Below are 25,171 nucleotides of genomic sequence, written 5' to 3' on the forward strand. Positions count from 1 at the left end.
GAATCGCGTTTACCCATGGATATCAAACAGCTCTGGCTCAACGTCCAAGACCTCTGGGGCACCCTCGACGAGCACCCGTTGCTGCATTCCAGCCTGGCGCTGATGGTGCTGCTGGTGGTCGCCCTGCTGCTCGGACGAGTGGCTCGGTACCTCATCCTGCACGCCGTCAAGCTGCTGGGCCGGCAACCCGCGCTGCACTGGCTCAACGACCTGCGGCACAACAAAGTCTTCCACCGCCTGGCGCAGATGACGCCCTCGCTGGTGATCCAGTTCGGCCTGTACCTGGTGCCGGACCTGAGCAAGACCGCCACGCTGTTCATCGGCAACGTCGCCCTGGCATTAACCATCCTGTTCATGGTGCTGGCGATAAGCGCGCTGCTCAACGCCTTGCTGGATATCTACGCCCGCACCGAACACGCCCGCACCCGCTCGATCAAGGGTTACGTGCAGTTGGCGAAAATGGTGTTGTTCGTGTTTGGCGCAATCATCATCGTCGCCACGCTGATCGACCGCTCGCCGCTGCTGCTGCTTTCCGGTCTGGGTGCGATGTCGGCGGTGATCCTGTTGGTCTACAAGGACACCTTGCTGTCGTTCGTCGCCAGCGTGCAGTTGACCAGCAACGACATGCTGCGGGTCGGCGACTGGATCGAAATGCCCCAGGTGGGCGCCGACGGTGACGTGGTGGACATCACCCTGCACACCGTGAAGGTGCAGAATTTCGACAAGACCATCGTCTCGATTCCCACCTGGCGCCTGATGTCCGAGTCGTTCAAGAACTGGCGCGGCATGCAGGCCTCCGGTGGCCGGCGGATCAAGCGCAGCCTGTACATCGACGCCAGCGGCGTACGTTTCATCCGCGACGACGAAGAGCTGAAACTCTCCCAGGTGCACCTGCTGACCGACTACATGAGCCGCAAGAAGGCCGAGCTCAAGGCATGGAACGAAGCCCAGGGCAATGTCGCCGCGATGTCCGCCAACCGGCGGCGCATGACCAATATCGGCACCTTCCGCGCATATGCGCTGGCCTATCTGAAAAGCCATCCGGAGATCCAGCCGAACATGACCTGCATGGTGCGGCAGATGCAGACCACGGCCCAGGGCATTCCGCTGGAGATCTACTGCTTCACCCGCACCACTGCGTGGGCCGACTACGAGCGCATCCAGGGCGATATCTTCGATTACCTGCTGGCGGTGCTGCCGGAATTTGGCTTGAGCCTGTACCAGCAGCCGAGTGGTGGAGACTTGCGGGCGGGAATGTTGCCGGCGGTGTTGGGGGCGAGCCATTTGCCTCCGGCAGAAAAGGCAGTGATGTAACAACAAAAAACGGCACAACCTGAGTTGTGCCGTTTTTTGTTGAGGTCGGCCTTACTTGAGCTGGCGCTGCGGAGCACCGTGCACCATGGTATAGGCGTAATCCACGCCCATGCCGTAAGCGCCGCTGTGTTCCAGCACCAGGCCCATCACCGCGTCGTAGGTTTCCTTGTGAGCCCAGTCACGCTGGTACTCCAGCAGCACTTGCTGCCAGGTGACCGGTACCGCGCCGGCCTGGATCATTCGCTGCACTGACATGTCGTGCGCTTCTTTGCTGGTGCCGCCCGACGCGTCGGTGACGATGTACACCTCATACCCTTCAGCCAGGGCTTCCAGGGCCGGGAAGTTCAGGCAAACCTCGGTCCACAGGGCCGCCATGATGAGCTTCTTGCGGCCAGTGGCTTTCACCGCTGCCACCAGAGCCTTGTCTTCCCAGGAATTCATCGAGGTGCGCTCGATCGGCTGCTGGTCCGGGAATACGTTCAGCAGTTCCGGCCAGATATAGCCGCTGAAGCTCTTGGTCTCAACCGAGGTCAGGATGGTCGGCACGTTGAAGATCCTGGCCGCCTTGGCCAGTGCCACGGTGTTGTTCTTCAGAGTCTGGCGATCGATCGACTGCACACCAAATGCCATTTGCGGCTGGTGGTCGATCAGGATCAGGGTGGAGTTGGTTGGGTTGAGCAATTCGCGAATAGACATGGTGACTTCCTTTTAATGTTTTCGATTCGGTAAGGGGTGGGTTCAGCGCCGCTGAGAAGCTTTGCTGGCGGCTTGGAAGTAACTTTACGGGCTGGATAAAATCGAGACAATTACCTAAAATCGAGAATCATTGATTCCAAAAAAGGGACAATCATGGATCGTATTGAATGCATGCGGGCGTTTGTCGTCACGGTCGGCGAGAACGGCTTTGCGGCCGCCGCGCGAGCCATGGACGTACCGCGCTCAAAAGTCAGCAAGCAGATTCAGGCACTGGAAGAGGCCATTGGCGTGCAATTGCTTCAGCGCACCACTCGCAGCCTGCATTTGACGGAGGCCGGGGCCGAGTATTTCGACGCGGCACGGGAAGTATTGGCCGCCCTGGACGAGGCAGAGCAGCGGGCCCGGGACGGCATCGGTGAGTTACGCGGCGTGTTGCGGGTCAATGCGCCGATGTCGTTCGGGCTGCATCGCCTGGGCCGGTTGATTCCGCTGTTCCATGAACAGCATCCCCATATCGAGTTGCAACTGGTGCTCAGCGACCAGCAGGTTGACCCGGTGCGCGGCGGTTTTGACGTGACCCTACGCATCGCCAGCATGCCCGACTCGACGATGATCGCCCGCCAGCTGGCGCCTGCGCCACGGATCATGGTGGCCGCGCCGGCCTACCTGGCACGCGCGGGCACACCGCAAACCCCGCAAGACCTGCGCCAGCACCAATGCCTCAACTATGGGTATCTGCAGAGCGGCGTCAGCCTGCAACTGAGCAAGGGCCAGGAAACCCAGCGGGTGAATGTCACCGGCCCGTTGCACGCCAACAATGGCGACCTGCTGGCCCAGGCGGCAGAAGCCGGAATGGGCATCGCCCTGTTACCGGACTTTATCGTCGAAGACGCCCTGAACACCGGGCGCCTGGTGCCGGTGCTGTGCGACTGGCAGGCACCGGCAATCACCATCAATGCGGTTTATTCGTCAGCACGACGCGTGCCGCAAAAAACCCGGGCGTTCATTGATTTTTTGGTGACGCAATTGGCGCCGAAGACCGCAGGCCCAGCCGACTGATCCACACCGCCGCCAGAATCACCAACCCACCCAGCAGCAACCTGCCCAACGGCTCGTGCTGATTCCAGATCAGCAGGTTGAGCAATAACCCTACCGGCACATGCAGGTTGTTCATCACCGCCAGCGTGCCGCCGTTGACCAGGCACGCGCCCTTGTTCCACCAGTACATACCCAGTGCCGTGCTGACCAGCCCCAGGAATACCAGCACACCCCATTGCAACGGCGCTTCCGGCAGGAAGTTGGCCTTGCCGAACATCAGGAACGCGGGCAACGCCACCGCCAAGGCACCGAGGTAGAAGTACCCGAACCGCCGGTAATGCGGCAGATCGCTCGGATGGCGGGCCACCAGATGCTTATAAAGCACCTGCCCCGCGGCGTAGGTGAAGTTGGCCAGTTGCAGCAGCAGGAAGCCCATGAAGAAGTTCGGGGTGATCTGGTCAAAGCGAATCACCGCCGCTCCTGTCACCGCCACCAACGCAGCCACTAGCGCCCACGGATTGAATCGGCGGTTCAAGGCGTCTTCGATCAAGGTCACGTGCAACGGCGTCAGGATGGTGAACAGCAGCACCTCCGGCACCGTCAGCACGCGGAAGCTCAGGTACAGGCACACGTAGGTCACGCCAAACTGCAACGCGCCGATCACCAGCATGCCGCGCATGAACGCCGGTTCCACCGAGCGCCAGCGGGTCAGCGGAATAAACACCAGCCCGGCCAGCAGCACACGCACCAGCACCGCGAAATAACTGTCGACGTGACCGGCCAGGTATTCGCCGATCAAGCTGAAGGAAAACGCCTGGATCAGCGTCACAACAAGTAGATAGCCCATGCTCGCCTCATTTTGAATGGGCGCGACATTAGCGGTTTTCGGCCCTTTACGAAACTCAAGGCAAAAAAAACCCGACCTCGCTAAAAGCGTCAGTCGGGCGGGAGCACTCAGGAGCAAAAAGTGCAAAGGGAGGTTCGATACGCGTACTTGAAGGGTTGCGTGGAGCCATCTAAACAGCGGGCGATTATCTGACGATTAACATCTCACTCCACTTGGGCCAGCAACGCCTTGGCCTGGTTCAAGCCCTTTTCCTGGAAATCACCGCCCAGGTTCACCCCTTCGGCATGGATGAACGTGACGTCGTGAATGCCAATAAAGCCCATGACCTGACGCAGGTACGGTTCCTGGTGGTCGGTGCTGCCACCGGCGTGAATCCCACCGCGGGCAGTCAGCACAAAGGCGCGCTTGTCCGTCAGCAGGCCCTGTGGACCGGTGGCGGTGTACTTGAAGGTCACACCGGCACGCAGCACATGGTCGAGCCAGGCTTTAAGCGTGCTGGGAATCGCGAAGTTGTACATCGGCGCGGCCATGACCAGTACATCGGCGGCCATCAGTTCGTCGGTCAATTCGTTGGAACGGTCCAGGGAAGCCTGTTCGATGGCGGTGCGCTGCTCGGCAGGTTTCATCCAGCCGCCCAGCAGGTTGGCGTCCAGGTGAGGCACCGGGTTGACGGCCAGGTCACGCACGGTGATCTGGTCAGCCGGGTGTGCGACCTTCCATTGGCTGATGAATTGCTGGGTCAGGTGGCGGGAGATTGAGTCCTGCTGACGGGCGCTGCTTTCGATGATCAGAACACGGGCCATGATTATGTTAGCTCCATCTGTAAATGCTGTAAGGCGATGGAGTGAAGGTTAATCAGGGCTCGTTCGATTAAAAAGCGTAAAAAACTGCTATAACCCATCTATAAATTTGTTTATAAGCGGAGTATTGCGGTACGCAAAGCTCCGCTTTTGCCTTATTTCGGTGCGCAGGTCAGCTGGATACGCATCTTGATAATGGCCCGGCTGAAATTGACCGTGGTGTTGGTGGTTTTCCCCGCTGCGACCGTGACCTTGCGAGTACGCGGGGCTTCCGGGCCGTTGGTAAAGCGGACCTTGCACTCCGCATCATTGGCGCCGTAGTTGGTGAGTTGGATCGAACTGATATTGCTGTCGACGTCCGACGCGCTGTAATCGATCTTCACGCCCTGAATGTCTTTCGTCACATCGGTGCTGAATGCAAACGCACTCAACGGCAGCAGCGCCAGCAGCACACAACAGAATTTTCTCATTCGGCAGTCTCCAATTAGGACCGCCAGCTTAGGACAAGAGGAGCTCATCTTGAAAGCGCCCCGCGTTACCCTCGATCAATGGCGTACCTTGCAAGCCGTGGTCGACCATGGCGGCTTCGCCCAGGCCGCCGAAGCATTGCACCGTTCGCAGTCCTCGGTGAGCTACACCGTGGCCCGCATGCAGGATCAGCTCGGCGTACCGCTGCTGCGCATCGACGGGCGCAAGGCGGTGCTCACCGAAGCAGGCGAAGTGCTGCTGCGCCGCTCCCGGCAACTGGTGAAAAACGCCAGCCAACTGGAAGACCTGGCCCACCATATGGAACAGGGCTGGGAAGCCGAGGTACGGCTGGTGGTCGATGCCGCTTACCCCAACGCCCGCCTGGTGCGCGCCCTCACCGCCTTCATGCCGCAAAGCCGTGGTTGCCGGGTGCGCCTGCGTGAAGAGGTGCTGTCCGGTGTCGAAGAGCTGCTGATCGATGGCATGGCCGACCTTGCCATCAGCAGCTTTATCATTCCGGGTTACCTGGGCACCGAAATGAGCGACGTCGAATTTGTCGCCGTGGCCCATCCCGATCATCCGCTGCATCGCCTGCACCGTGAACTGAGCTTCCAGGACCTGGAAAGCCATATGCAGGTGGTGATCCGCGACTCCGGCCGCCAGCAGCCACGGGACGTCGGCTGGCTCGGTGCCGAACAGCGCTGGACCGTCGGCAGCCTGCCCACCGCCGCCACCTTCGTCAGCAGCGGCCTGGGCTTTGCCTGGTTGCCCCGGCACCTGATCGAACGCGAACTCAAGGAAGGCCTGCTCAAGCTGCTGCCTCTGGAACGGGGTGGCAGCCGCAACCCGACCTTCTATCTTTACTCGAACAAGGACAAACCCCTCGGACCGGCCACGCAGATTCTCGTCGAGTTGCTGCGCACCTTCGACACTGCCCCACTGGACGCGCCTTTCGCCGCACCGCAACAAGCCTGAACAAGGAGTTCCCATGGCCTATTTCGAACATGAAGGTTGCACCCTGCATTACGAGGAATATGGCCATGGCGCGCCGCTGATCCTGATCCACGGCCTGGGCTCCAGCTGTGTGGATTGGGAACTGCAAGTGCCGGTACTGTCGCAACACTACCGGCTGGTGGTGATCGACGTACGCGGCCACGGCCGCTCCGACAAGCCCCGGGAACGCTACAGCATCCCAGGCTTTACCGCCGACCTGGTGGCCTTGATCGAACACCTGCAACTGCCGCCGGCCCACGTGGTGGGCCTGTCCATGGGGGGCATGATTGCCTTCCAGTTGGCGGTGGACGAGCCACAGATGCTCAAGAGCCTGTGCATCGTCAACAGCGCGCCCCAGGTCAAGGTCCGCACAGCCAGCGATTATTGGCAATGGGCCAGGCGCTGGAGCCTGGCGCGCATCCTCAGCCTGAACACCATCGGCAAAGCCCTGGGCAGCCTGCTGTTTCCCAAGCCCGAACAGGCCGAACTGCGGCGCAAGATGACCGAACGCTGGGCAAAAAACGACAAACGTGCTTACCTCGCCAGCTTCGACGCCATTGTTGGCTGGGGCGTACAGGAACAACTGTCGAAAATTGCCTGTCCAACCCTGGTCATCAGCGCCGACCACGACTACACCCCCGTGGCGCAGAAAGAAATCTATGTAAAACTGCTGCCCGATGCGCGACTGGTGGTGATCGAGAATTCCCGCCATGCCACGCCGCTGGACCAACCCGAACACTTCAATAACACCCTGCTCGATTTTCTCAAGACAGTCGAAACCACAACCCAGGATCACTGACCCATGCTGAAAAAAATCGCCTTCTTTGCCGGTTCCGTACTGTTCGCTGCCAACCTGATGGCGGCCGAGCCTGCCAAGGCACCTCACGTATTGATCACCACCACCAATGGCGACATCGAAATCGAACTGGACCCGGTCAAGGCCCCGATCAGCACCAAGAACTTCCTGGCCTATGTCGACAAGGGCTTCTACACCAACACCATTTTTCACCGGGTGATCCCGGGGTTCATGGTGCAGGGCGGAGGTTTTACCCAGCAAATGTCGCAAAAGCCGACCGAAGCACCGATCAAGAACGAAGCCAGCAACGGCCTGCATAACGTGCGCGGCACCCTGTCGATGGCGCGTACCAACGACCCGAACTCCGCTACCAGTCAATTCTTCATCAACGTTGCAGACAATGCCTTCCTCGACCCGGGCCGTGATGCCGGTTACGCGGTGTTCGCCAAAGTGGTCAAGGGCATGGATGTGGTCGACATCATCGTCAACTCGCAAACCACCACCAAACAAGGCATGCAGAACGTGCCAATCGATCCTGTCCTGATCAAGTCGGCCAAGCGCATCGACTGAAGGCTACAGGGAGTTTCGCGCGGTGCCCGCCAGGCACCGCGCGCATTTGAACAGGAGAGCCCGCCGCGCGGGCGTCAGACCTAATGCTCTATCGTCGTTTTGAACAACTGATCGACATCTTCCGCGACGCTCCCAGCGCGGCCCCTCCCGATAAAGTCCTGCCCTTCTACGTCTATTACCTGCGCCAGGTATGGCCGTGCTTTGCCGCCTTGCTGGTGGTGGGCCTGATCGGTGCGCTGATCGAAGTGGCGCTGTTCAGCTACCTGAGCCGCATCATCGATTTGGCCCAGGGCACGCCGCCCGCCAACTTCTTCCAGATTCACGCCAATGAGCTGATCTGGATGGCCGTGGTCGCCCTGCTGCTGCGCCCGATCTTCGGCGCCCTGCATGACCTGCTGGTGCACCAGACCATCAGCCCGGGCATGACCAGCCTGATCCGCTGGCAGAACCACAGCTATGTGCTCAAGCAGAGCCTGAACTTCTTCCAGAACGACTTCGCCGGGCGCATTGCCCAGCGCATCATGCAAACCGGCAACTCCCTGCGCGACTCCGCGGTGGCGGCCGTGGACGCGATCTGGCACGTGGCGATCTACGCCATCAGCGCCCTGGTGCTGTTCGCCGAAGCCGACTGGCGCCTGATGATCCCGTTGATTACCTGGATCATCGCCTACAGCCTGGCCTTGCGTTACTTCGTACCACGGGTCAAGGACCGCTCGGTCATCTCATCCGAGGCCCGCTCCAAACTGATGGGGCGGATTGTCGACGGCTACACCAACATCACCACCTTGAAGCTGTTCGCTCACACGAATTTCGAGCAGAACTACGCCAAGGAAGCGATCGTCGAACAGACCGAGAAAACCCAGCTGGCCAGCCGCGTCGTGACCAGCATGGACATCGTGATCACCACCATGAACGGCCTGCTGATTGTCACCACCACCGGCCTTGCCCTGTGGCTGTGGACCCAATCCCTGATTTCGGTGGGCGCCATCGCCCTGGCCACAGGCCTGGTGATTCGTATCGTCAACATGTCCGGCTGGATCATGTGGGTGGTCAACGGCATTTTCGAAAACATCGGCATGGTGCAGGACGGCCTGAAAACCATCGCCCAACCGCTGGCAGTGACCGATCGGGAAAATGCCCCGCGCCTGGAAGTGCCCCATGGCGAGGTGCGTTTCGATCAGGTGGACTTCCACTACGGCAAGAAGAGCGGAATCATCAGCGGCCTGAACCTGGACATTAAACCGGGTGAAAAAATCGGCCTGATCGGGCCGTCCGGCGCGGGTAAGTCCACCCTGGTCAACCTGCTGCTGCGCCTGTACGACCTGCAAGGCGGACGCATCCTGATCGACGGCCAGAACATCGCCGAAGTCGCCCAGGAAACCCTGCGCGAACAGATCGGCATGATCACCCAGGACACTTCGTTGCTGCACCGTTCGATCCGCGACAACCTGTTGTACGGCAAACCGGACGCCACTGATGAAGAGCTCTGGGCCGCCGTGCACAAGGCCCGCGCCGACGAGTTCATCCCGTTGCTGTCGGACGCCGAGGGCCGCACCGGCCTGGACGCGCACGTCGGCGAGCGCGGGGTCAAACTCTCCGGCGGGCAGCGCCAGCGCATCGCTATTGCGCGGGTACTGCTCAAGGACGCGCCCATCCTGATCATGGACGAAGCCACCTCGGCGCTGGACTCGGAAGTGGAAGCGGCGATCCAGGAAAGCCTGGAAACCCTGATGCAGGGCAAGACCGTGATCGCCATCGCGCACCGGCTTTCGACCATTGCCAGAATGGACAGGCTGGTGGTGCTGGAAAAAGGCCAGATTGCCGAAAGCGGCAGCCATGCCCAATTGCTCGAACACGGCGGCCTGTATGCGCGACTCTGGCAACACCAGACCGGAGGCTTCGTCGGAATAGACTGATTCCGTTGGTTAACTGCACCCTCAATTCCGAACAATTCTGACAGTTTTCTCCATCTCGCTGGTCTTGCGACACAATCCTGCTGTACTGCAATCAGGCCCCAGGAGGGCCCTGATTTAAGGCAGCAGGGATGCACCACAGACCCGTTAATCAGATAGAGAAATCTACTAAGGATGTGTTCATGTCACTGTTCAAACGTTCCGTTACGGAAGGACTGGGTACGTTTTGGCTGGTGTTGGGCGGCTGCGGGAGTGCGGTGTTGGCCGCAGCGTTCCCCAACGTCGGAATCGGTCTGCTCGGTGTGGCCCTGGCGTTCGGGCTCACGGTGCTGACCATGGCATTTGCCATCGGGCATATCAGCGGCTGTCACCTGAACCCGGCCGTTTCGGTGGGGCTGGTCGTGGGCGGAAGGTTTCCGGCCAGGGAGTTACCCGCCTACATCGTGTCCCAGGTGATCGGCGGTACCATCGCCGCCGCGCTGCTGTACTTCATTGCCAGCGGCAAGCCTGGGTTCGAACTGGCCTCTGGCCTCGCCAGCAATGGCTATGGCGAGCATTCGCCCGGTGGTTATTCAATGGCGGCGGGGTTTGTGTGTGAGCTGGTGATGACCGCGATGTTCGTGCTGATCATCCTCGGCGCCACCGACCGCCGTGCCCCGGCAGGCCTGGCGCCTATCGCCATCGGCCTGGCACTGACGCTGATCCACCTGATCTCGATCCCGGTCACCAACACCTCGGTCAACCCGGCCCGCAGTACCGGCCCGGCGCTGATTGTCGGCGGTTGGGCGCTCCAGCAGCTGTGGCTGTTCTGGCTGGCGCCGATCCTCGGTGCGGTGATCGGCGGTGTCACTTATCGATGGCTGGGCAAGGAAGAAACCGCCTGAGCCCAACGGGTTCAGCCCTGCCGATAAGGCAGGGCTGTTCTCGCTTCTTCAGCGTACGCCAGGATTCCCACGCTTTCGCGCTCCAGGAAATCCGCCACCGCCGTCTTCAATCCCGGATGGCGCAAGTAATGCCAGGAGCGGGTAATCACCGGCTCAAACCCGCGAATCAACTTGTGCTCGCCCTGGGCACCGGCGTCGAACCGCTGCAAACCGTGGGCAATCGCGTAGTCCATGCCTTGATAGAAACACGTCTCGAAATGCAGCCGGTCGAACTCCGCCAGGCAGCCCCAGTAACGACCATAAAAGCTGTCGCCGCCGATCAGGCTGAACGCCATGGCCACCGGCCGTGAGCCTTGCTTGGCCAGCACCACGCGAATCGCCTCGGGCATGCGCTCGGCCAGCAGGCTGAAAAACGCCCGGGTCAGGTAGGGCGATTGTCGACGCACAGCGTAGGTATTGGCGTAACAGGCGTAGACGAAATCCCACTGCGCTTCGCTCAGTTCATGGCCTTGCAACCACTCGAACTCAATCCCCTGCCCCGCCACCTGTTCGCGCTCCTTGCGCATCTGTTTGCGCTTGCGCGAACTCAAGGCATCGAGGAAGTCCTGGAAGTCGCGGTAACCGCGATTCTGCCAATGAAACTGGCAGCCCAGGCGTTGCAACCAACCCGGCTGTTGGGCCAGTGCGGTGTCTGCCAGCGTATCGGTAAAGTTGATATGAGCGCTGGAAAGACCTTCGATCTCCAGATAACCCGGCAGGCTCTTGAGCAATTCGAAGCCGTCCTCTGCGCGGGCGGCCAGCAGGCGCGGGCCGCTGACCGGGCTGAAGGGCACTGCCGTGAGCAATTTCGGGTAGTAGTCGATACCGGCACGCTCACAGGCGTCGGCCCAACCGTGGTCGAACACGTATTCACCGTAAGAATGCCATTTGCGGTAGCTGGGCAACGCGGCAATCAGCCGGCCACCTTCGTAGTGCAGCAAATGCTCCGGCTGCCAGCCGGAGTGCGGGCCGATGCTGGCGCTGTCTTCCAGGGCGCTGAGGAACGCATGGCGCAGAAACGGCTGATCTACGGGGACCAGCGCATTCCATTCATCGGGCGCAATCTCGGACAGGCTATTCAAACGTTGTAACGGCATCCCATTCCCCGACGGTGACCACAGGCAGACGTGGCGAGTATCGCAGTTCCGGTGGGCATTTGGGGTTATCCGCCCCATAAAAAAAGCCCCGCCAAGCGGCGGGGCAAAACCAAATGAGGAGCGCTTTAACGGATGAAGAAAAAGCGCATTGGAGCGGTGTTACAGGTTGCTTAGAACACGTATTGCACGCGGGCTACGATGGCGTCGCCGCTGTCGTCGCCATTGGCGTTCTGGATCTTGTCAGTGCTGACCTTGAGGTAGTTGGCGGAGATCTTCACCGCTTCGTTGGCGTACCAGTTGACGCCGATGGTGTTCAGGCTGGCCTTGGCGTCGCCCACTTCACGGGTCGCGCTGTTACGCACGACGTTTTTGTCATCAACGCTGATGTTGTCGTAGCGGTAGAACACTTCCCACGCACCGAACTGCTTGTTCTCCGGCTTGATGGTGTCGAACTTGGCGCCGTCGAGTTTGTAGACGCGGGACTCGCCAGTCAGGGTGTAGGCGACCTGGCCGTAGAAGCCCGTGGCCTTCACGTCCTGATAAGCGCTGCTGTCGGCCTTCATCTTGCGGTTCAGGTATTCGGCCTGCAGGGACAGCGGGCCGCGAGCGAAGGCAAATTCACCGCCGAACACCGTGTCGGTGTCGTAGGCGTCATTCGCGGTCAGGTTGCCGGAATCCAGCCCCACGCCACCGCCGAAGGTCGCACGGTTACCGTTGGCGCCGGCATCGTTGCCGCCGTTGGTGGCAACACCGCGAGCATCCAGGCGAGGACGGATTCGCGAGTCGAACGAGGTGTCCTTCAGGTCACGCACCGCCACGTCCACACCCAGGTGCAAGACGTTGCCGCTCTCGTGCATCGGCGCAAACACGGCTCGGCCGTTGAACTGCTTCACGCCTTTGCCGTTCTTGTCGTTGATGTCTTTGGACGACACGCTGGAGGACAGGTAGGCCATGTCGGCGACCACGGCGCTGACTTGCAGGCCCATGCCGTTTTCGTGGGAGTTGACCCAATCGGCGACTTCATAACCCAGGTTACGCTCGATGGCGGTGACCCACTTGGAGCTGGTGGCTTTTTCCAGGCCGAAGTCCTGGTCGAAGCGGCCGGCGCGAATCACCACCGGCTTGAAGCCTACGTACGAGAAAGACGCTTCGTCGAAGTAGCCATCATCGGCGTTGCCGGAGTTGTGGGAGAAGTCGTAGTTGATCTGGTATTTCCAGTCCTTGTACACCGTGCCGCCCAATTCGAGGTAGGCGCGTCGGAAATACGTGGCGTCGGCCGAGTTGCCGTTTTTGGTGTAAAAGCCATCAAACGTGCCGTAATCGGCCTGCAAACGACCACCCAGCTTGAAGCTGAAATTCTGGTCGGTGGTTGCAACCTCAAGGCCGCCCTTGGTTTTGACAACGATATCGGCGCCGTCAGTTGTGACAGTACCAGCGAAAGCCTGGGCGGTGACAGCCAGGGCCAGGGCGCTGGCCGCGAAACCGGCGAAGTGCTTACGGATCATCGAAGAATTCCCCTAATTGATGGTCTTGTGCATTGGCAAAACACGCGGTTTAGAGCCGCTCGTGTTGGGGGGCGATCTTGGCGAGGGGATATTTCAGCCGGGTTGCTGGAACATAAAGATTTTGTTACTCAGGAACTTTTTAATAGCCATTCGAAATAAGCCAAACCCCACGTAAATCAAGGCTCCAGCGCTTTAAAATGGTAAAAATGTCAGATGTTGCAAAATGTAAAAACACCCGAGAAAAATGAAATATTTTTCATCTTGGTTATTTTTTGAGCAAAAAAAAGCCCGCATCCTTTATCGATGCGGGCTTCGTTTTTGTGTGAAAAGTGACGGGTACTACTGGTCGCGGGAGCGCTCGGCGGCCAGGCGTTCGGCCAACGCGTCGACATCAGCGATTGGCGGCTCGGGCAGGATCTTCAGCGTTGCCTGCATCAAGCGCATCTGCCGGATAAACCGCCGGCAGTTGGGGCAGAACATCAGGTGATGGCGCACCAACAGGCGCTCGCGAAAGGTCAATTGCCCATCGAGATAGTCACTGGAACGCGCCACTTGTTCCTTACAGGTCAACATTCGCCGGTTTCCTCAAAATGCTCCACCGTGGCGAAGACTTTAAGCCGTGCCCGATGCAGCAGCACACGAACATTGGAGAGCGATAGTGTCAGAAGATTACAAATCTCTTCCAATTCCAGGCCCTGACGTTCCCGCAGCAGCAATACGCTGCTCTGCAACTCGGAAAGACTCGCCAGCGTGTGCTCCAGGCATTCGCGCAGTTCGTCTTCGGTGAGCAACGCTTCAGGCGTGTCCTGGTGCCAGGCAAACGGTGCAACGGCCCAGTGGCCATCATCGGGCACAAAGCGATCATCACCGATGGTGCCGTGGGGCGACGGCAAGTCATCGAGCAGCACTTCCCGGCGATTTTGCTTGTAGCGGCCCTTTGCCGAGTTGGCCGTGATGGTCAGCAGCCAGGTCTTGAGGCTGGAGCGCCCCTCGAACTTCGCCAGGTTACGTACCACCGAGAGCCAGGCGTCCTGCACCACCTCATCGGCATGACGCTGGCCGACGATGGCATAGGCCACGGCGCGCATGGCGCTCTGGTAGGTGGTGACCATTTCCTTGTAAGCCCGCTGCTCGCCCTTGAGCAATCGTTCAAGCAGGTGCGCGTCGTCCGCTGCTGCCATTCAAGACCTCGATTTCAAAACATGATCAGCGTTTGCGCAGAATCACGCTACCAATCGAATAACCCGCGCCAAACGAGCTGAGCACCGCCACGGCGCCCTTGGGCAGGTCGTCCTGGTAGGTGTGAAACGCAATCACCGAGCCCGCCGAGCTGGTGTTGGCGTAAGTATCGAGGATCACCGGCGCTTCTTCCACCGAAGCCTCGCGGCCCAGCAGTTTCTTGACGATCAGGTGGTTCATGCTGAGGTTGGCCTGATGCAGCCAGAAGCGCTTCACATCCCCCACATTCAGCTGGTTTTCCGTCAGGTGCTTGCCAATCAACTCGGCGACCATCGGGCAGACATCACGGAAGACTTTGCGGCCTTCCTGCACGAACAGCTTGTCTGGGGCACCGATGCCCTCTTCCGCCGCGCGGTTGAGGAAGCCGAAATTATTGCGGATGTTGTTGGAGAACTTGGTCAGCAGCTTGGTGCTCACCACGTCGAACTGATGCTCGGACGTGGCGAGGTCAGCGCGCTCCAGAATCACAGCGGTGGCCGCGTCGCCGAAGATGAAGTGGCTGTCACGATCACGGAAGTTCAGGTGGCCGGTGCAGATCTCCGGGTTGACCATCAGGATCGCCCGGGCCTGGCCCAACTGGATGCTGTTGGCAGCGTTCTGGATGCCGAAAGTCGCCGAGGAGCAGGCCACGTTCATGTCAAAGCCAAAACCCTGGATGCCCAGCGCTTCCTGGACTTCGATGGCAATCGCCGGGTACGCCCGCTGCAGGTTGGAACAGGCGACGATCACCCCATCAATGTCGGCGGCGGTCTTGCCGGCGCGCTGCAAGGCTTGCTCGGCAGCACTGACGGCCATCTGGCAGAGAATCGACCATTCGTCGTTGGAGCGCTCGGGCAGGCGGGGCGCCATGCGCTGCGGGTCGAGAATGCCGGCCTTGTCCATGACAAAGCGGCTCTTGATGCCCGAGGCCTTTTCGATAAACGCGGCGCTGGATTCGGTCAGCGCCTGCACGTCACCCCGTTCGATGGCGGCGGCGTTATCCAGGTTGAACTGTTGCACGTAAGCATTGAAAGACTGCACCAGCTCTTCGTTGGAGATGCTGTTGGCCGGGGTGTACAGGCCTGTGCCGCTGATGACGACGTTATGCACGGTCGTTCCTCTAAATCTGTTCAGGCAGAAGGGTATTGGTACCGTCGTACCAAACCGTAAGTAGTTTTATGCCGCCCAGCGGCCTTCAAACTGGAAACGCTTTATTCCATCGCGCCACGGCTGCATCAGCCCAACTCGACGATCCCGGCATTTATAACCGCGAAGTTTGCCATAAAGCCCCGGATTTGGCGCCATTTGCTCGACAGGCGCCTGTCCCGGGGATTGTGGTCACGCTTCGACCAGGCTCCATTGCTTGCTCAAACGCTTGTCGGAAATCGGCACCTTGGTACCCAATTGCTGGGCAAACAACGACACCCGATATTCCTCCAACCACCAGCGATACAGCTCCAGTTGAGGGTCGCGCTTGCCTTCCTGGGCGTGTTTGTTCAGGCGGTTCTGATACTGGCTCCACAGGCCGCCCAGTTCGGTACTCCAGACCCGGTCCTTCTGCACCTGGCTCGGCAATTTCTCCAGGCGCAGCTCGATGGCCTTGAGGAAACGCGGCAGCTCCTTGAACCACTGAGCCGGGGTTTCCCGCACAAAACCGGGATACACCAGGTTGCTCAGTTGCTGCTTGATGTCATTGAGAGCCACGGCCTGAGCCAGGTCAATCTTGCCTTTGAAGCGTTTTTGCAAACCATGCCACAGTTTCAGGATCTCGAGGGTCAAGCGCGCCTGACGCTCGGCATGCTCGGTCCAACTGCCGCGCTTGCGCTCGGCCAGGGCCGCCAGGCCGGCGCCGTCACGCGGCAGGCTGGCTTCGCCTTCCAGCACGCAGCTGTCGAGGCTGGCCAACAGGATGTCTTCCACCAGGGCTTCAATACGCCCCAGCTCGCGGTACATCAGCCCCAGTTCGGTCAGGCCGGGCAACTTGCCCCGCAGGAATTTCGCCGGTTCGGCCAATTGCTGCAACAACAGGCGCTGCAAGGCCCGGCGGTGCTGGAACTCGGCCTCGGCGGCAGTGGAGAAACGCCCCTCCTTCACCGTGCCATTTTCTTCCACCAATGCCGGATAAACCGTCATCGACAGCCCAGCGATGTTTTGCTGGGTTTTCTCGGCCACCGCCGCGAACACCTTGGCCTCCACCGGCTGCTGGCTTTTCGCGGTCTGCGGCACGGCCAACGCGGCCTGGCTGGCTTCGGCGAAACGGGCGGTCAGCTCGGCCAGGTCGCGGCCTTCGCCAAGGAACTTGCCCTGGCCGTCGACCACTTCCAGGTTCATCTTCAGGTGGCTTTCCACCTGCTGCGCGGCCTCGGCCCAGGCTTCATCGCTGACCCGTGCCCCGGTCATGCGCAACAATTCGCGCCCCAATGCCTGGGGCAACGAACCTTGGCCGAACTCGATACGCTGCAACGCCGCCTTGACGAAATCCGGCACCGGCACGAAGTTCTTGCGCAGGGCCTTGGGCAAGTTGCGCACCAGGGCAATGCACTTGGCCTCGATCACACCCGGCACCAGCCACTCCAGGCGCTCGGGCGGCAACGCCGGCAACAGCGGTGCCGGCACGCGCAGGGTCACGCCGTCCCGGGGATGGTTGGGCTCGAAGTGGTAACTCAAGGCCAGGGCCAGGTCGCCCAGGTGCAGGGTGTCGGGGTAATGGGCGGCGGTGACTTCACTGGCCTCCCGGGCCAGCACGTCTTCTTCGCGCATGATCAACAGTTGCGGGTCTTTCTGGCTGTTGACCTTGTACCAACTGTCGAAGGTCGCCGTCTGGTGGATCTCGGCGGGCAGGCGCGCATCGTAGAAGGCGTACAGGGTTTCTTCGTCCGCCAGGATGTCGCGCCGGCGAGCCTTGGCTTCCAGCTCATCGAGCTGCTCCAGCAGTTGCTGGTTGGCCGTCAGGCACCGGGCCCGGGACTGAATTTCGCCCCGCACCAGGCCTTCACGGATAAACAGCTCGCGGGACGTCACCGGGTCAATCGGCCCGTAATGCACTGGCCGGCGACCGACGATGATCAACCCGAACAGGGTGATCTGCTCAAACGCCACCACCTGGCCACGCTTCTTCTCCCAGTGCGGTTCGAAGTGGTTTTTCTTGATCAGGTGCCCGGCCAACGGCTCGATCCAGTCGGCGTCGATCTTGGCCACCATCCGCGCATACAGCTTGGTGGTTTCCACCAGCTCGGCGGTCATCAGCCATTGCGGGCGCTTCTTGCCGATGCCCGACGAAGGGTGAATCCAAAAACGCCGCTGACGCGCGCCGAGGTAATCGCCTTCTTCGGTTTTCTGGCCAATCTGGCTGAGCAGGCCGGACAACACCGCCTTGTGCAGTTTCGGGAAATCCGCCGGTTCTTTGTTGACGGTCAGCTGCATGTCGCGGCAGATCAGGCTCAACTGGCGGTGGGAATCACGCCACTCCCGCAGGCGCAGGTAATTCAGGAAATTCTTGCGACACCAGTTGCGCAGCGGGCTGGCGGTCAATGCCTGGCGCTGCTCTTCAAAACCGCGCCACAGGTTGACCAGCCCGGCGAAGTCCGAGTCCGCGTCCTTCCATTGTGCGTGGGCCTGGTCGGCGGCTTGCTGGCGTTCTGGCGGGCGCTCGCGCGGGTCCTGGATCGACATGGCGCTGGCGACGATCAGTACTTCCTGCAAGCTGCCAAGCTTGGCGGCCTCCAGCAGCATGCGGCCCATGCGCGGGTCCACCGGCAAGCGTGCCAACTGGCGGCCCAGCGGCGTCAGTTGGCTGTTGCGATCGACTGCGGACAATTCTTGCAGCAGGTTGAAACCGTCGCTGATGGCCTTGCCATCCGGCGGCTCGATAAACGGGAAGTCGGTGATTTCCCCCAGACGCAGGTGCAGCATCTGCAGGATTACGGCCGCGAGGTTGGTGCGAAGAATCTCGGGGTCGGTAAATTCCGGGCGCCCGATAAAGTCTTCTTCGCTGAACAGGCGCACGCAAATGCCCGGCTCGACGCGCCCGCACCGGCCTTTACGCTGGTTGGCGCTGGCCTGGGAAATCGCCTCGATCGGCAAACGCTGGACCTTGGCCCGATAGCTGTAGCGGCTGATCCGCGCGGTGCCGCTGTCGATCACATAGCGAATGCCCGGCACGGTCAGCGAGGTTTCCGCGACGTTGGTCGCCAGCACCACACGACGGCCGGGGTGGGACTGGAAAATCCGCTGCTGCTCGGCCGGTGACAGGCGCGCATACAGCGGCAGGATTTCAGTGTGCTTGAGCTGGGCCTTGCGCAGCATGTCGGCCGCATCGCGAATCTCGCGCTCGCCGGGCAGGAACACCAGCACATCGCCGGGGCTCTTGCGCTCGCTACGCTCGAAGGCGGCGATTTCATCGAGGGTGGCGAGAATCGCCTGGTCGACGGTCAGGTCATCCTCGACGCGGTTGCCCTCCTCGTCCTGCTCCAGGGTCAGCGGGCGGTACCAGGTTTCCACCGGGAACGTGCGGCCCGACACCTCGACAATCGGCGCATCGTCGAAGTGCTTGGAAAAGCGCTCCAGGTCGATGGTGGCCGAGGTGATGATGACCTTGAGGTCCGGGCGACGCGGCAGCAGGGTTTTCAGGTAGCCCAGCAGGAAGTCGATGTTCAGGCTGCGTTCGTGGGCTTCGTCGACGATGATCGTGTCGTACCGTTCGAGGTAGCGGTCGTTCTGGGTTTCGGCCAGCAGGATGCCGTCGGTCATCAGCTTGATCAGGGTGTTGGAATCGCTCTGATCCTCAAACCGCACCTGATAGCCCACCAGCGCTCCCAGCGGCGTCGCCAATTCTTCCGCGACCCGGCTCGCCACGCTGCGTGCCGCAATCCGCCGCGGCTGGGTGTGGCCGACCAGGCCGTATTGGCCACGGCCGATTTCCAGGCAGATTTTCGGCAACTGCGTGGTTTTACCCGAACCGGTCTCACCCGCAATGATCAGCACCTGATGCTTGAGCAGCGCCTCTTTGATCTCGTCGCGCTTGGCGGCGATCGGCAGGCTGTCGTCGTAGCGAATCACCGGCAGGCTGGCGCGCCGCGCCGTCACCTGGGCACAGGAGGCCTGCATCCGCGTCACCCACTGCGCAAGTTTTTCCTCATCGGGTTTCTTGCGCAGCTCAAGCAGCTGCCGCCGCAAGCGGTGGCGGTCGGCGAGCATGGCGTGATCGAGGTTTTTCAGCAGTTGGTCGATAGCGGGCGCTTGGTCAGTCATCAGGTACGCAAAGGTCGTCTATTTATGCAGGGGGCGGATTGTCGCAGAAAAGCGCCGCCACGCGCTCCCCTCATTCGTTGTCCAGGCCCTTGCGCCGGTAGGGAAACACATCAATCACCTTGCCGGCGCGAATCGCCTCTTGCAGGCCTTTCCAATAGTCGGCGTTGTACAACTCGCCGTGCAACTGGTCGAACAGCTGGCGCTGGCCGGAATCGGCAAACAGGAACGGTGGGAATTCCTCCGGGAACACATCCAGCGGGCCGATGGAATACCAAGGCTCGGAAGCCATTTCATCTTCCGGCGTACGTGGCGCCGGGATATGACGGAAGTTGGCCTCGGTCAGGAAGCAGATTTCGTCGTAGTCGTAAAACACCACGCGACCGTGACGGGTGACGCCAAAATTCTTCAGCAGCATGTCGCCGGGGAAAATATTCGCCGCGGCCAGTTGTTTAATCGCCAGGCCGTAGTCTTCCAGGGCTTCGCGCACCTGGGCTTCGTTGGCGTTTTCCAGGTAGAGGTTGAGCGGGGTCATGCGCCGTTCGGTCCAGCAGTGGCGAATCAGCACCGTGTCGCCTTCCACCTCGACGGTGCCGGCGGCGACTTCAAGCAACTCGGCCAGGCACTCGGGTTCGAACTTGCTCAACGGAAAGCGGAAGTCGGCGAACTCCTGGGTGTCGGCCATGCGCCCGACCCGGTCGACACTTTTCACCAGCCGGTACTTCTCGATCACGGTGGCGCGGTTGACGTTTTTCGAGGGCGAAAACCGGTCCTTGATGATCTTGAACACGGTGTTGAAGCCCGGCAGGGTAAACACGCTCATGACCATGCCGCGCACGCCCGGGGCCATGATGAACTGGTCATCGGTGGTGGCGAGGTGGTTGATCAGCGCCCGGTAGAACTCGGATTTGCCGTGTTTGTAGAAGCCGATGGAGGTGTACAACTCGGCGATGTGCTTGCCCGGCAGGATGCGCTTGAGGAAGCCGATAAACTCGGCCGGAACCGGCACGTCCACCATGAAATAGGAACGGGTGAACGAGAAGATGATCGACACATCGGCCTCGTCGGTGATCAGCGCGTCGATCTGGATGCCCCGTCCTTCCCGGTGCAACAGCGGGATGACCAGCGGCCATTGCTCATCACGGGTGTAGATACGCCCTACGAGGTACGCGCCTTTGTTGCGGTACAGCACCGAGGAAAACAGTTCGACGTTGAGGTCCGGGTCCTTGCAGACCCAGTCCGGCAGGTTTTCGCGCAATTGCGCTTCCAGGCGGCGCAGGTCGGCGGGCAAGTCGGCGTAGGGTTCGCTGAAACTGTAGTCGGCGAAAATCTGCTCCAGCATGCCCGCCAGCTTGCCGCCCGGCTTGTAGGTGCGGGTTTGTGCAGCCCGGGCGCGGCGCAGGCTCGGCCGGGTGGTGTGGATGAACATGCAGCCGTCGCTGATCAGGTCATGGCTGAACAGGCCGCAAAACGTCGAGTTGTACCAGGTCTCGGACAGCTCATCGTCAAACCGCAGGTCGATCAGGCTGATGTAGGCGCTTTTCACCAGCGGCCACACTGAAATGTCGAGCAATACGGCCTCATCGAAGGCCGCCCGCAGCCGCGCCGTGACCTCACTGACCTTGTCTTCATACAGGTTGATGCGCGCAGCCGAAGCCGTCTGCCCTTGCTGCCACTGCGCCTTTTCGAAGCGCTCCCGGGCGCCATCGGTGATCTGGCGGAAGTGCTCGCGGTAGTCGTCGAAGCCGTCGAGGATCATCTGCGCAATGTCGAGCGCTGGCGTTTGCTGCGGCATTTGGGAAACCTCTGCGGGCATTTGGAATGAGCTGAGCTTAGCCAGTGTGCAGTGACAGGAGAAGGGTCATTTTTCGTTCACCCTTGTACAGCTTTGTTCACTTTGTACATTTATTTTCAATTTTAATAGTTCGACCATTCGGTCAATAAAAACACCTGCAAGTCATCCCCGCCTCATTCAGCGCTCCAGCTGAAGGCCTTTAACCACGGGCCTTACCCGTGTGTCTTCGGAAAAATCCGAGTCTTTGCTCTACCGCAACGGGCCTCTCCCCTTCCCTGCGCATTGGATCCAACGTAAGGGAAACCCTGATTACAAGAGTGATGGCTCTTTGCTATATAGCGCGCCCTTTCCCACCCTAACAAGGTCAGAAGACCGATCCGGGAACAGGTTCTAATCGCCCAAGGAGCATTGAGATGTCATTGAGGAATATGCGGATCGGTCTGCGTGCCAGTCTGAGTTTTGGGGTTTTGGCCAGTCTGTTGATTGTGGTCGGCCTGTTTGGCCTGGGCCAGATGGCCAAGCTGCGGGAAAGCGCGCTGATCATCGAAGAATCGTGGATGCCGAGTATCGAGAACATTCACGACAGCGCCGCCTATGTCGCCAGCATCCGCCTGGAAGCGTTGCGCTTGCTGACCACCGACGAGTCCAGAGTGCGGGACAACAGCAAAAACCTGATCACCCGCCAGCGCGCTGACTTGGAAGAATTGCTTAACCGCCACGAAGCCCTGCTGAGCAACGAGCAGGAACGCGACATGCTCAAGCAGTTGAAAGCCAACGTTGCGAGCTACATGACGATCGTCGCCCAGATGATTCAAATGGTCGACCAGGACCAACAGCAAAACGCCATGGACCTGCTCAACAGCCGCCTGGCACCTCAGGGCACGGTCCTCAATAAAAGCCTGGAAGACATGATTACCTTCAACCAAAAAGGTGTGGAGGACGCAGCAGAATCAGCGGCCCAGATGTACACCAGCGCCCAGTGGGTGGTCGGCACCATTATCCTCACCGCCCTGCTGGCCACCTTGTTGCTGGCCTGGCTGCTGACCCGCAGCATCACCACGCCCATTGGCCAGGCACTGACGGTGGCCCGCACCATCGCGTCCGGCGACCTGAGCCGGCCGATCGTCGTGGAAGGCAAGGATGAAGCAGCCCAGTTGCTCACCGCCCTGGCCACCATGCAGACCCACCTGCAGGACACCATCCGGGGCATCAGCGAATCCTCGCAGCAGTTGGCATCGGCGGCAGAAGAGATGAGCTCGGTGATGGAGCAGAGCACCCGTGGCCTGCAGGCGCAGAACGATGAGATCGAACAGGCAGCTACCGCCGTGACGCAGATGAGCGCGGCGGTCGATGAAGTGGCGGGCAATGCGGTGTCCAGCGCCGAAGCCTCCAAGGCCTCCGACGAAGACAGCAAACACGGCCACTACCAGATCAGCGAAACCATCAGCTCGATCCAGAACCTGGTGGACGAAGTGCTCGGTGCCTCGACCAAGGCCGAAGGCCTCGCGGTGCAGGCACAGGACATCAGCAAGGTGCTGGAAGTGATTCGCGGGATCGCCGGGCAGACCAACCTGCTGGCGCTCAATGCCGCCATTGAGGCAGCCCGCGCAGGCGAGGCCGGTCGCGGTTTTGCCGTGGTGGCGGACGAAGTGCGCTCCCTGGCACAACGCACCCAGGACTCCACCGAAGAAATCGAGCAGATGATCAACGGTATCCAGCAAGGCACCCAGGACACCGTCGGCGCCCTGAACAGCAGCGCCGAACACGCCGGCCAGACCTTGCAGCGGGCCAACAGCGCCGGCAGCGCACTGGAGAAAATCACCGCGGCGATCTCGCAGATCAGCCAGCGCAACCTGGTGATCGCCAGCGCCGCCGAGCAACAGGCCCTGGTGGCCCGTGAAGTGGACCGTAGCCTGGTGAACATTCGGGACCTGTCGACGCAAACCGCCGCCGGTGCCACCCAGACCTCGGCGGCCAGCCAGGAACTGTCGCGCTTGGCGGTGGACCTCAATGGTTTGGTGACCCGTTTCGTCCTGTAAAAACATGTATTAGCGATTGTGTCAGGCAGGTCGGTGGGCAACACTGCCGCCCTTATCAAACAGGAGTTTTCCCGTGAGACCTGTCGACACCCTGCACCTGTTGGTGCTGGCCGCTATCTGGGGCGCAAGCTTTCTGTTCATGCGGATTATCGCGCCGGAAATCGGCACCCTTCCTACGGCGTTTTTCCGGGTGTCGATTGCCGCCACCGGGCTGCTGGTGATCCTCGCCATGATGCGGGTGAGCTGGGATTTCCAGGGCAAGTTCAAGACGGTTCTGTTGCTGGGCGTGATCAATTCGGGCATTCCCGCGACCATGTATTCGGTGGCAGCCCAGGTGCTGCCGGCGGGTTACTCGGCGATCTTCAATGCCACGACGCCGTTGATGGGCGTGCTGATTGGCGGGCTGTTTTTCAGTGAGCGCCTCACACCGTCGAAAATCGCCGGGGTGTGCCTGGGTTTGTTCGGCGTTGGCATCCTGACCCGCGCAGGGCCGGTGGCGTTCGACATGGAGTTGCTGATGGGCGCGCTGGCGTGCCTGCTGGCGACCACCTGTTATGGCTTTGCCGGCTTTTTGGCGCGGCGCTGGCTCGATCAACGGGGTGGCCTGGACAGTCGCCTGGCGGCCTTGGGCAGCATGCTCGGGGCCACGCTGTTTCTGCTGCCGCTGTTTGCCTGGAGTGCCATCAGCCATCCACCGGTCAGCTGGGGCGGTTGGCCTGTGTGGTTGTCGCTGCTGGGGCTGGGGCTGGTGTGTACAGCGTTTGCCTACATCCTGTACTTCCGTTTGCTGACGTCCATTGGCCCGGTGAAGTCGATGACCGTGACCTTCATGATTCCGCCGTTCGGGGTGTTGTGGGGCGCGTTGCTGCTGGATGAGCCGTTGTCGATGGCGCATCTGTATGGCGGGTTGTTGATTGCGGGGGCGTTGTGGCTGGTGCTTCGGCCAGGGAAATTGACCAGGAAGCTGTAGGAGCTTTTCGGCTCCTACAGCGTGGGTAGGTCAGCCCTTACGAAACACAAAAGCCAACCCGACAATGATCAACCCCATCCCCAGCAGGCTCAGCATTGCCAGCCGGTTGCCGAAGATCAGGTAGTCCATCACCGCCGTCACTGCCGGCACCAGGTAGAACAGGCTGGTGACATTCACCAGATTGCCCCGGGCGATCAGCCGGTACAGCAACAGCGTCGCCAGCAGTGACACCACCAGCCCCATCCACAGCACCGGTACGAAAAAGCCAGTGCTGTGTTCAAAGTGAAACGGCTGGAACGGCACAAACACCGAGCACAACACCAAGCCCGCCAGGTACTGCACCGGCAGTGTGCCCAACGGGTTATCGGTGATGCGCTTCTGCATGATCGAGCCGAAGGTCATGCTGGCCAGGGCCAGCAGGCCGAAGAGCATGCCCGCCAGGGACATACCGGACATACCGATGCCCTGATACACCACCATGATCAACCCCGCCAACCCCAGCGCCAGGCCGAACATCCGGCTCCAGGAGCGCTGACGCTCCATCAGCACCACGGTCAGGATCGGTTGCACGCCCATGATGGTCGCCATCATGCCCGGCGTCACTTTGAGGTCCAGCGCCAGCAGATAGAAAATCTGGTAAGCCCCCAACAGCACCAGACCGGTGGCTGCCGCGTAGAGCATCGGCTTGCCGGGGCGCGGCAACTTCAACTTGAGGACCGGTACCAGAATCACCAGCCCCGCCAGGGCGATGGCAAAACGGATCAGCAGAAACGCAAAGGGAGACGCGTGGGCCAGGCCCCATTTGGAGAAAATCGCCCCGCTGCTCCACAGCAAGACAAACAGGCTCGTCGAGGCCGCCGCGGCCACGGATTGTTTCGAAAGAACAGACATGGATACCACCTGTGATCAGGCAAAAAGCCAACTCAGCAAACGCTGAAATTC

21 protein-coding genes are annotated in these 25,171 nt (G+C 60.6%); 9 read left to right on the top strand and 12 right to left on the bottom strand.

Annotation, left to right across the window (positions count from 1 at the left end; all coding sequences use genetic code 11):
• Window positions 1-15: 15 nt before the first annotated feature.
• On the top strand, window positions 16-1,314 hold the full coding sequence (locus MUM_RS0128830) for a mechanosensitive ion channel family protein (RefSeq protein WP_010176493.1): 1,299 nt from the start codon (window positions 16-18) through the stop codon (window positions 1,312-1,314).
• 51 nt (window positions 1,315-1,365) lie between these two features.
• On the opposite strand, the gene MUM_RS0128835 is transcribed toward MUM_RS0128830, so the two are convergent.
• Window positions 1,366-2,010 (bottom strand): hydrolase, encoded by a 645-nt coding sequence (locus MUM_RS0128835; protein WP_010176494.1) that lies wholly within the window; start codon window positions 2,008-2,010, stop codon window positions 1,366-1,368.
• A 153-nt stretch (window positions 2,011-2,163) separates the two neighbouring features.
• Here MUM_RS0128835 and MUM_RS0128840 point away from each other — a divergent pair, with 153 nt between their 5' ends.
• Window positions 2,164-3,069: a LysR family transcriptional regulator gene (locus tag MUM_RS0128840; RefSeq protein WP_010176495.1), complete on the top strand. Its 906-nt coding sequence runs from the start codon at window positions 2,164-2,166 to the stop codon at window positions 3,067-3,069.
• On the opposite strand, the gene MUM_RS0128845 is transcribed toward MUM_RS0128840, so the two are convergent.
• From MUM_RS0128845 to MUM_RS0128855, 3 genes are all read right to left on the bottom strand, one after another.
• Window positions 3,014-3,895, bottom strand: a complete 882-nt coding sequence (locus tag MUM_RS0128845; protein ID WP_010176496.1) for a carboxylate/amino acid/amine transporter — start codon at window positions 3,893-3,895, stop codon at window positions 3,014-3,016. The genes MUM_RS0128840 and MUM_RS0128845 overlap by 56 nt on opposite strands.
• Before the next feature lie 203 nt (window positions 3,896-4,098).
• Window positions 4,099-4,698: an FMN-dependent NADH-azoreductase gene (locus tag MUM_RS0128850; protein ID WP_010176497.1), complete on the bottom strand. Its 600-nt coding sequence runs from the start codon at window positions 4,696-4,698 to the stop codon at window positions 4,099-4,101.
• Between the two features lie 152 nt (window positions 4,699-4,850).
• Window positions 4,851-5,165 carry a hypothetical protein gene (locus MUM_RS0128855; protein WP_029616145.1) on the bottom strand — a complete coding sequence of 105 codons (315 nt, stop codon included), beginning with the start codon at window positions 5,163-5,165 and terminating at the stop codon, window positions 4,851-4,853.
• Window positions 5,166-5,214: 49 nt separating this feature from the next.
• On the opposite strand from MUM_RS0128855, the gene MUM_RS0128860 reads away from it, so the two are divergent.
• The 5 genes from MUM_RS0128860 to aqpZ all read left to right on the top strand — a co-directional run bounded on the left by MUM_RS0128860 (window position 5,215) and on the right by aqpZ (window position 10,319).
• Complete coding sequence (locus MUM_RS0128860; protein WP_010176499.1) at window positions 5,215-6,138, top strand: LysR family transcriptional regulator; 924 nt, start codon at window positions 5,215-5,217, stop codon at window positions 6,136-6,138.
• Window positions 6,139-6,151: 13 nt separating this feature from the next.
• The gene (locus MUM_RS0128865; RefSeq protein WP_010176500.1) at window positions 6,152-6,955 is read left to right on the top strand and encodes an alpha/beta fold hydrolase; all 804 of its coding nucleotides are present in this window, start codon (window positions 6,152-6,154) and stop codon (window positions 6,953-6,955) included.
• Window positions 6,956-6,958: 3 nt separating this feature from the next.
• Window positions 6,959-7,522, top strand: a complete 564-nt coding sequence (locus MUM_RS0128870; protein ID WP_003210708.1) for a peptidylprolyl isomerase A — start codon at window positions 6,959-6,961, stop codon at window positions 7,520-7,522.
• A gap of 83 nt (window positions 7,523-7,605) precedes the next feature.
• On the top strand, window positions 7,606-9,438 hold the full coding sequence (locus MUM_RS0128875; protein ID WP_010176501.1) for an ABC transporter ATP-binding protein: 1,833 nt from the start codon (window positions 7,606-7,608) through the stop codon (window positions 9,436-9,438).
• A gap of 179 nt (window positions 9,439-9,617) precedes the next feature.
• Entirely contained in the window at window positions 9,618-10,319 is a 702-nt protein-coding gene (gene aqpZ, locus MUM_RS0128880; RefSeq protein ID WP_010176502.1) for an aquaporin Z, read from the top strand.
• Window positions 10,320-10,330: 11 nt separating this feature from the next.
• Here the strand turns inward: aqpZ and MUM_RS0128885 are convergent, their stop codons facing one another.
• From MUM_RS0128885 to aceK, 7 genes are all read right to left on the bottom strand, one after another.
• Complete coding sequence (locus MUM_RS0128885; protein WP_010176503.1) at window positions 10,331-11,455, bottom strand: GNAT family N-acetyltransferase; 1,125 nt, start codon at window positions 11,453-11,455, stop codon at window positions 10,331-10,333.
• 170 nt (window positions 11,456-11,625) lie between these two features.
• Window positions 11,626-12,960, bottom strand: a complete 1,335-nt coding sequence (locus MUM_RS0128890; RefSeq protein ID WP_010176504.1) for an OprO/OprP family phosphate-selective porin — start codon at window positions 12,958-12,960, stop codon at window positions 11,626-11,628.
• A gap of 339 nt (window positions 12,961-13,299) precedes the next feature.
• A complete protein-coding gene (locus MUM_RS0128895) occupies window positions 13,300-13,533 on the bottom strand; it encodes an anti-sigma factor family protein (protein WP_003210701.1) in 234 nt (77 codons plus the stop codon).
• Window positions 13,527-14,141: an RNA polymerase sigma factor gene (locus tag MUM_RS0128900; RefSeq protein ID WP_010176505.1), complete on the bottom strand. Its 615-nt coding sequence runs from the start codon at window positions 14,139-14,141 to the stop codon at window positions 13,527-13,529. Before MUM_RS0128900 ends, MUM_RS0128895 begins: the two co-directional genes overlap by 7 nt.
• A 25-nt stretch (window positions 14,142-14,166) precedes the next feature.
• Window positions 14,167-15,288 carry a beta-ketoacyl-ACP synthase III gene (locus MUM_RS0128905; protein ID WP_010176506.1) on the bottom strand — a complete coding sequence of 374 codons (1,122 nt, stop codon included), beginning with the start codon at window positions 15,286-15,288 and terminating at the stop codon, window positions 14,167-14,169.
• Window positions 15,289-15,516: 228 nt separating this feature from the next.
• Window positions 15,517-19,428, bottom strand: a complete 3,912-nt coding sequence (hrpA, locus tag MUM_RS0128910) for an ATP-dependent RNA helicase HrpA (protein ID WP_010176507.1) — start codon at window positions 19,426-19,428, stop codon at window positions 15,517-15,519.
• 70 nt (window positions 19,429-19,498) lie between these two features.
• Window positions 19,499-21,220 (bottom strand): bifunctional isocitrate dehydrogenase kinase/phosphatase, encoded by a 1,722-nt coding sequence (gene aceK, locus MUM_RS0128915; RefSeq protein WP_010176508.1) that lies wholly within the window; start codon window positions 21,218-21,220, stop codon window positions 19,499-19,501.
• 428 nt (window positions 21,221-21,648) lie between these two features.
• On the opposite strand from aceK, the gene MUM_RS0128920 reads away from it, so the two are divergent.
• Window positions 21,649-23,259 (top strand): methyl-accepting chemotaxis protein, encoded by a 1,611-nt coding sequence (locus tag MUM_RS0128920; RefSeq protein ID WP_010176509.1) that lies wholly within the window; start codon window positions 21,649-21,651, stop codon window positions 23,257-23,259.
• Window positions 23,260-23,332: 73 nt separating this feature from the next.
• Window positions 23,333-24,229, top strand: a complete 897-nt coding sequence (locus MUM_RS0128925; protein ID WP_010176510.1) for a DMT family transporter — start codon at window positions 23,333-23,335, stop codon at window positions 24,227-24,229.
• Window positions 24,230-24,259: 30 nt separating this feature from the next.
• Here the strand turns inward: MUM_RS0128925 and MUM_RS0128930 are convergent, their stop codons facing one another.
• Window positions 24,260-25,120 carry a DMT family transporter gene (locus MUM_RS0128930; protein ID WP_010176511.1) on the bottom strand — a complete coding sequence of 287 codons (861 nt, stop codon included), beginning with the start codon at window positions 25,118-25,120 and terminating at the stop codon, window positions 24,260-24,262.
• Window positions 25,121-25,171 lie beyond the last annotated feature (51 nt).

The sequence above is a fragment of the Pseudomonas sp. PAMC 25886 genome, from assembly GCF_000242655.1.
Lineage (GTDB): Bacteria > Pseudomonadota > Gammaproteobacteria > Pseudomonadales > Pseudomonadaceae > Aquipseudomonas.

Excerpts from the sequence above, each read along its gene's own strand:
- MUM_RS0128875 (WP_010176501.1), top strand. The coding sequence starts at position 7,606 with ATGCTCTATCGTCGTTTTGAACAACTGATCGACATCTTCCGCGACGCT.
- MUM_RS0128850 (WP_010176497.1), bottom strand. The coding sequence starts at position 4,698 with ATGGCCCGTGTTCTGATCATCGAAAGCAGCGCCCGTCAGCAGGACTCA.
- MUM_RS0128890 (WP_010176504.1), bottom strand. The coding sequence starts at position 12,960 with ATGATCCGTAAGCACTTCGCCGGTTTCGCGGCCAGCGCCCTGGCCCTG.
- aqpZ (WP_010176502.1), top strand. The coding sequence starts at position 9,618 with ATGTCACTGTTCAAACGTTCCGTTACGGAAGGACTGGGTACGTTTTGG.
- MUM_RS0128835 (WP_010176494.1), bottom strand. The coding sequence starts at position 2,010 with ATGTCTATTCGCGAATTGCTCAACCCAACCAACTCCACCCTGATCCTG.
- MUM_RS0128840 (WP_010176495.1), top strand. The coding sequence starts at position 2,164 with ATGGATCGTATTGAATGCATGCGGGCGTTTGTCGTCACGGTCGGCGAG.
- MUM_RS0128845 (WP_010176496.1), bottom strand. The coding sequence starts at position 3,895 with ATGGGCTATCTACTTGTTGTGACGCTGATCCAGGCGTTTTCCTTCAGC.
- MUM_RS0128900 (WP_010176505.1), bottom strand. The coding sequence starts at position 14,141 with ATGGCAGCAGCGGACGACGCGCACCTGCTTGAACGATTGCTCAAGGGC.
- hrpA (WP_010176507.1), bottom strand. The coding sequence starts at position 19,428 with ATGACTGACCAAGCGCCCGCTATCGACCAACTGCTGAAAAACCTCGAT.
- MUM_RS0128895 (WP_003210701.1), bottom strand. The coding sequence starts at position 13,533 with ATGTTGACCTGTAAGGAACAAGTGGCGCGTTCCAGTGACTATCTCGAT.
- aceK (WP_010176508.1), bottom strand. The coding sequence starts at position 21,220 with ATGCCGCAGCAAACGCCAGCGCTCGACATTGCGCAGATGATCCTCGAC.
- MUM_RS0128930 (WP_010176511.1), bottom strand. The coding sequence starts at position 25,120 with ATGTCTGTTCTTTCGAAACAATCCGTGGCCGCGGCGGCCTCGACGAGC.
- MUM_RS0128920 (WP_010176509.1), top strand. The coding sequence starts at position 21,649 with ATGCGGATCGGTCTGCGTGCCAGTCTGAGTTTTGGGGTTTTGGCCAGT.
- MUM_RS0128865 (WP_010176500.1), top strand. The coding sequence starts at position 6,152 with ATGGCCTATTTCGAACATGAAGGTTGCACCCTGCATTACGAGGAATAT.
- MUM_RS0128885 (WP_010176503.1), bottom strand. The coding sequence starts at position 11,455 with ATGCCGTTACAACGTTTGAATAGCCTGTCCGAGATTGCGCCCGATGAA.
- MUM_RS0128870 (WP_003210708.1), top strand. The coding sequence starts at position 6,959 with ATGCTGAAAAAAATCGCCTTCTTTGCCGGTTCCGTACTGTTCGCTGCC.
- MUM_RS0128830 (WP_010176493.1), top strand. The coding sequence starts at position 16 with ATGGATATCAAACAGCTCTGGCTCAACGTCCAAGACCTCTGGGGCACC.
- MUM_RS0128855 (WP_029616145.1), bottom strand. The coding sequence starts at position 5,165 with ATGAGAAAATTCTGTTGTGTGCTGCTGGCGCTGCTGCCGTTGAGTGCG.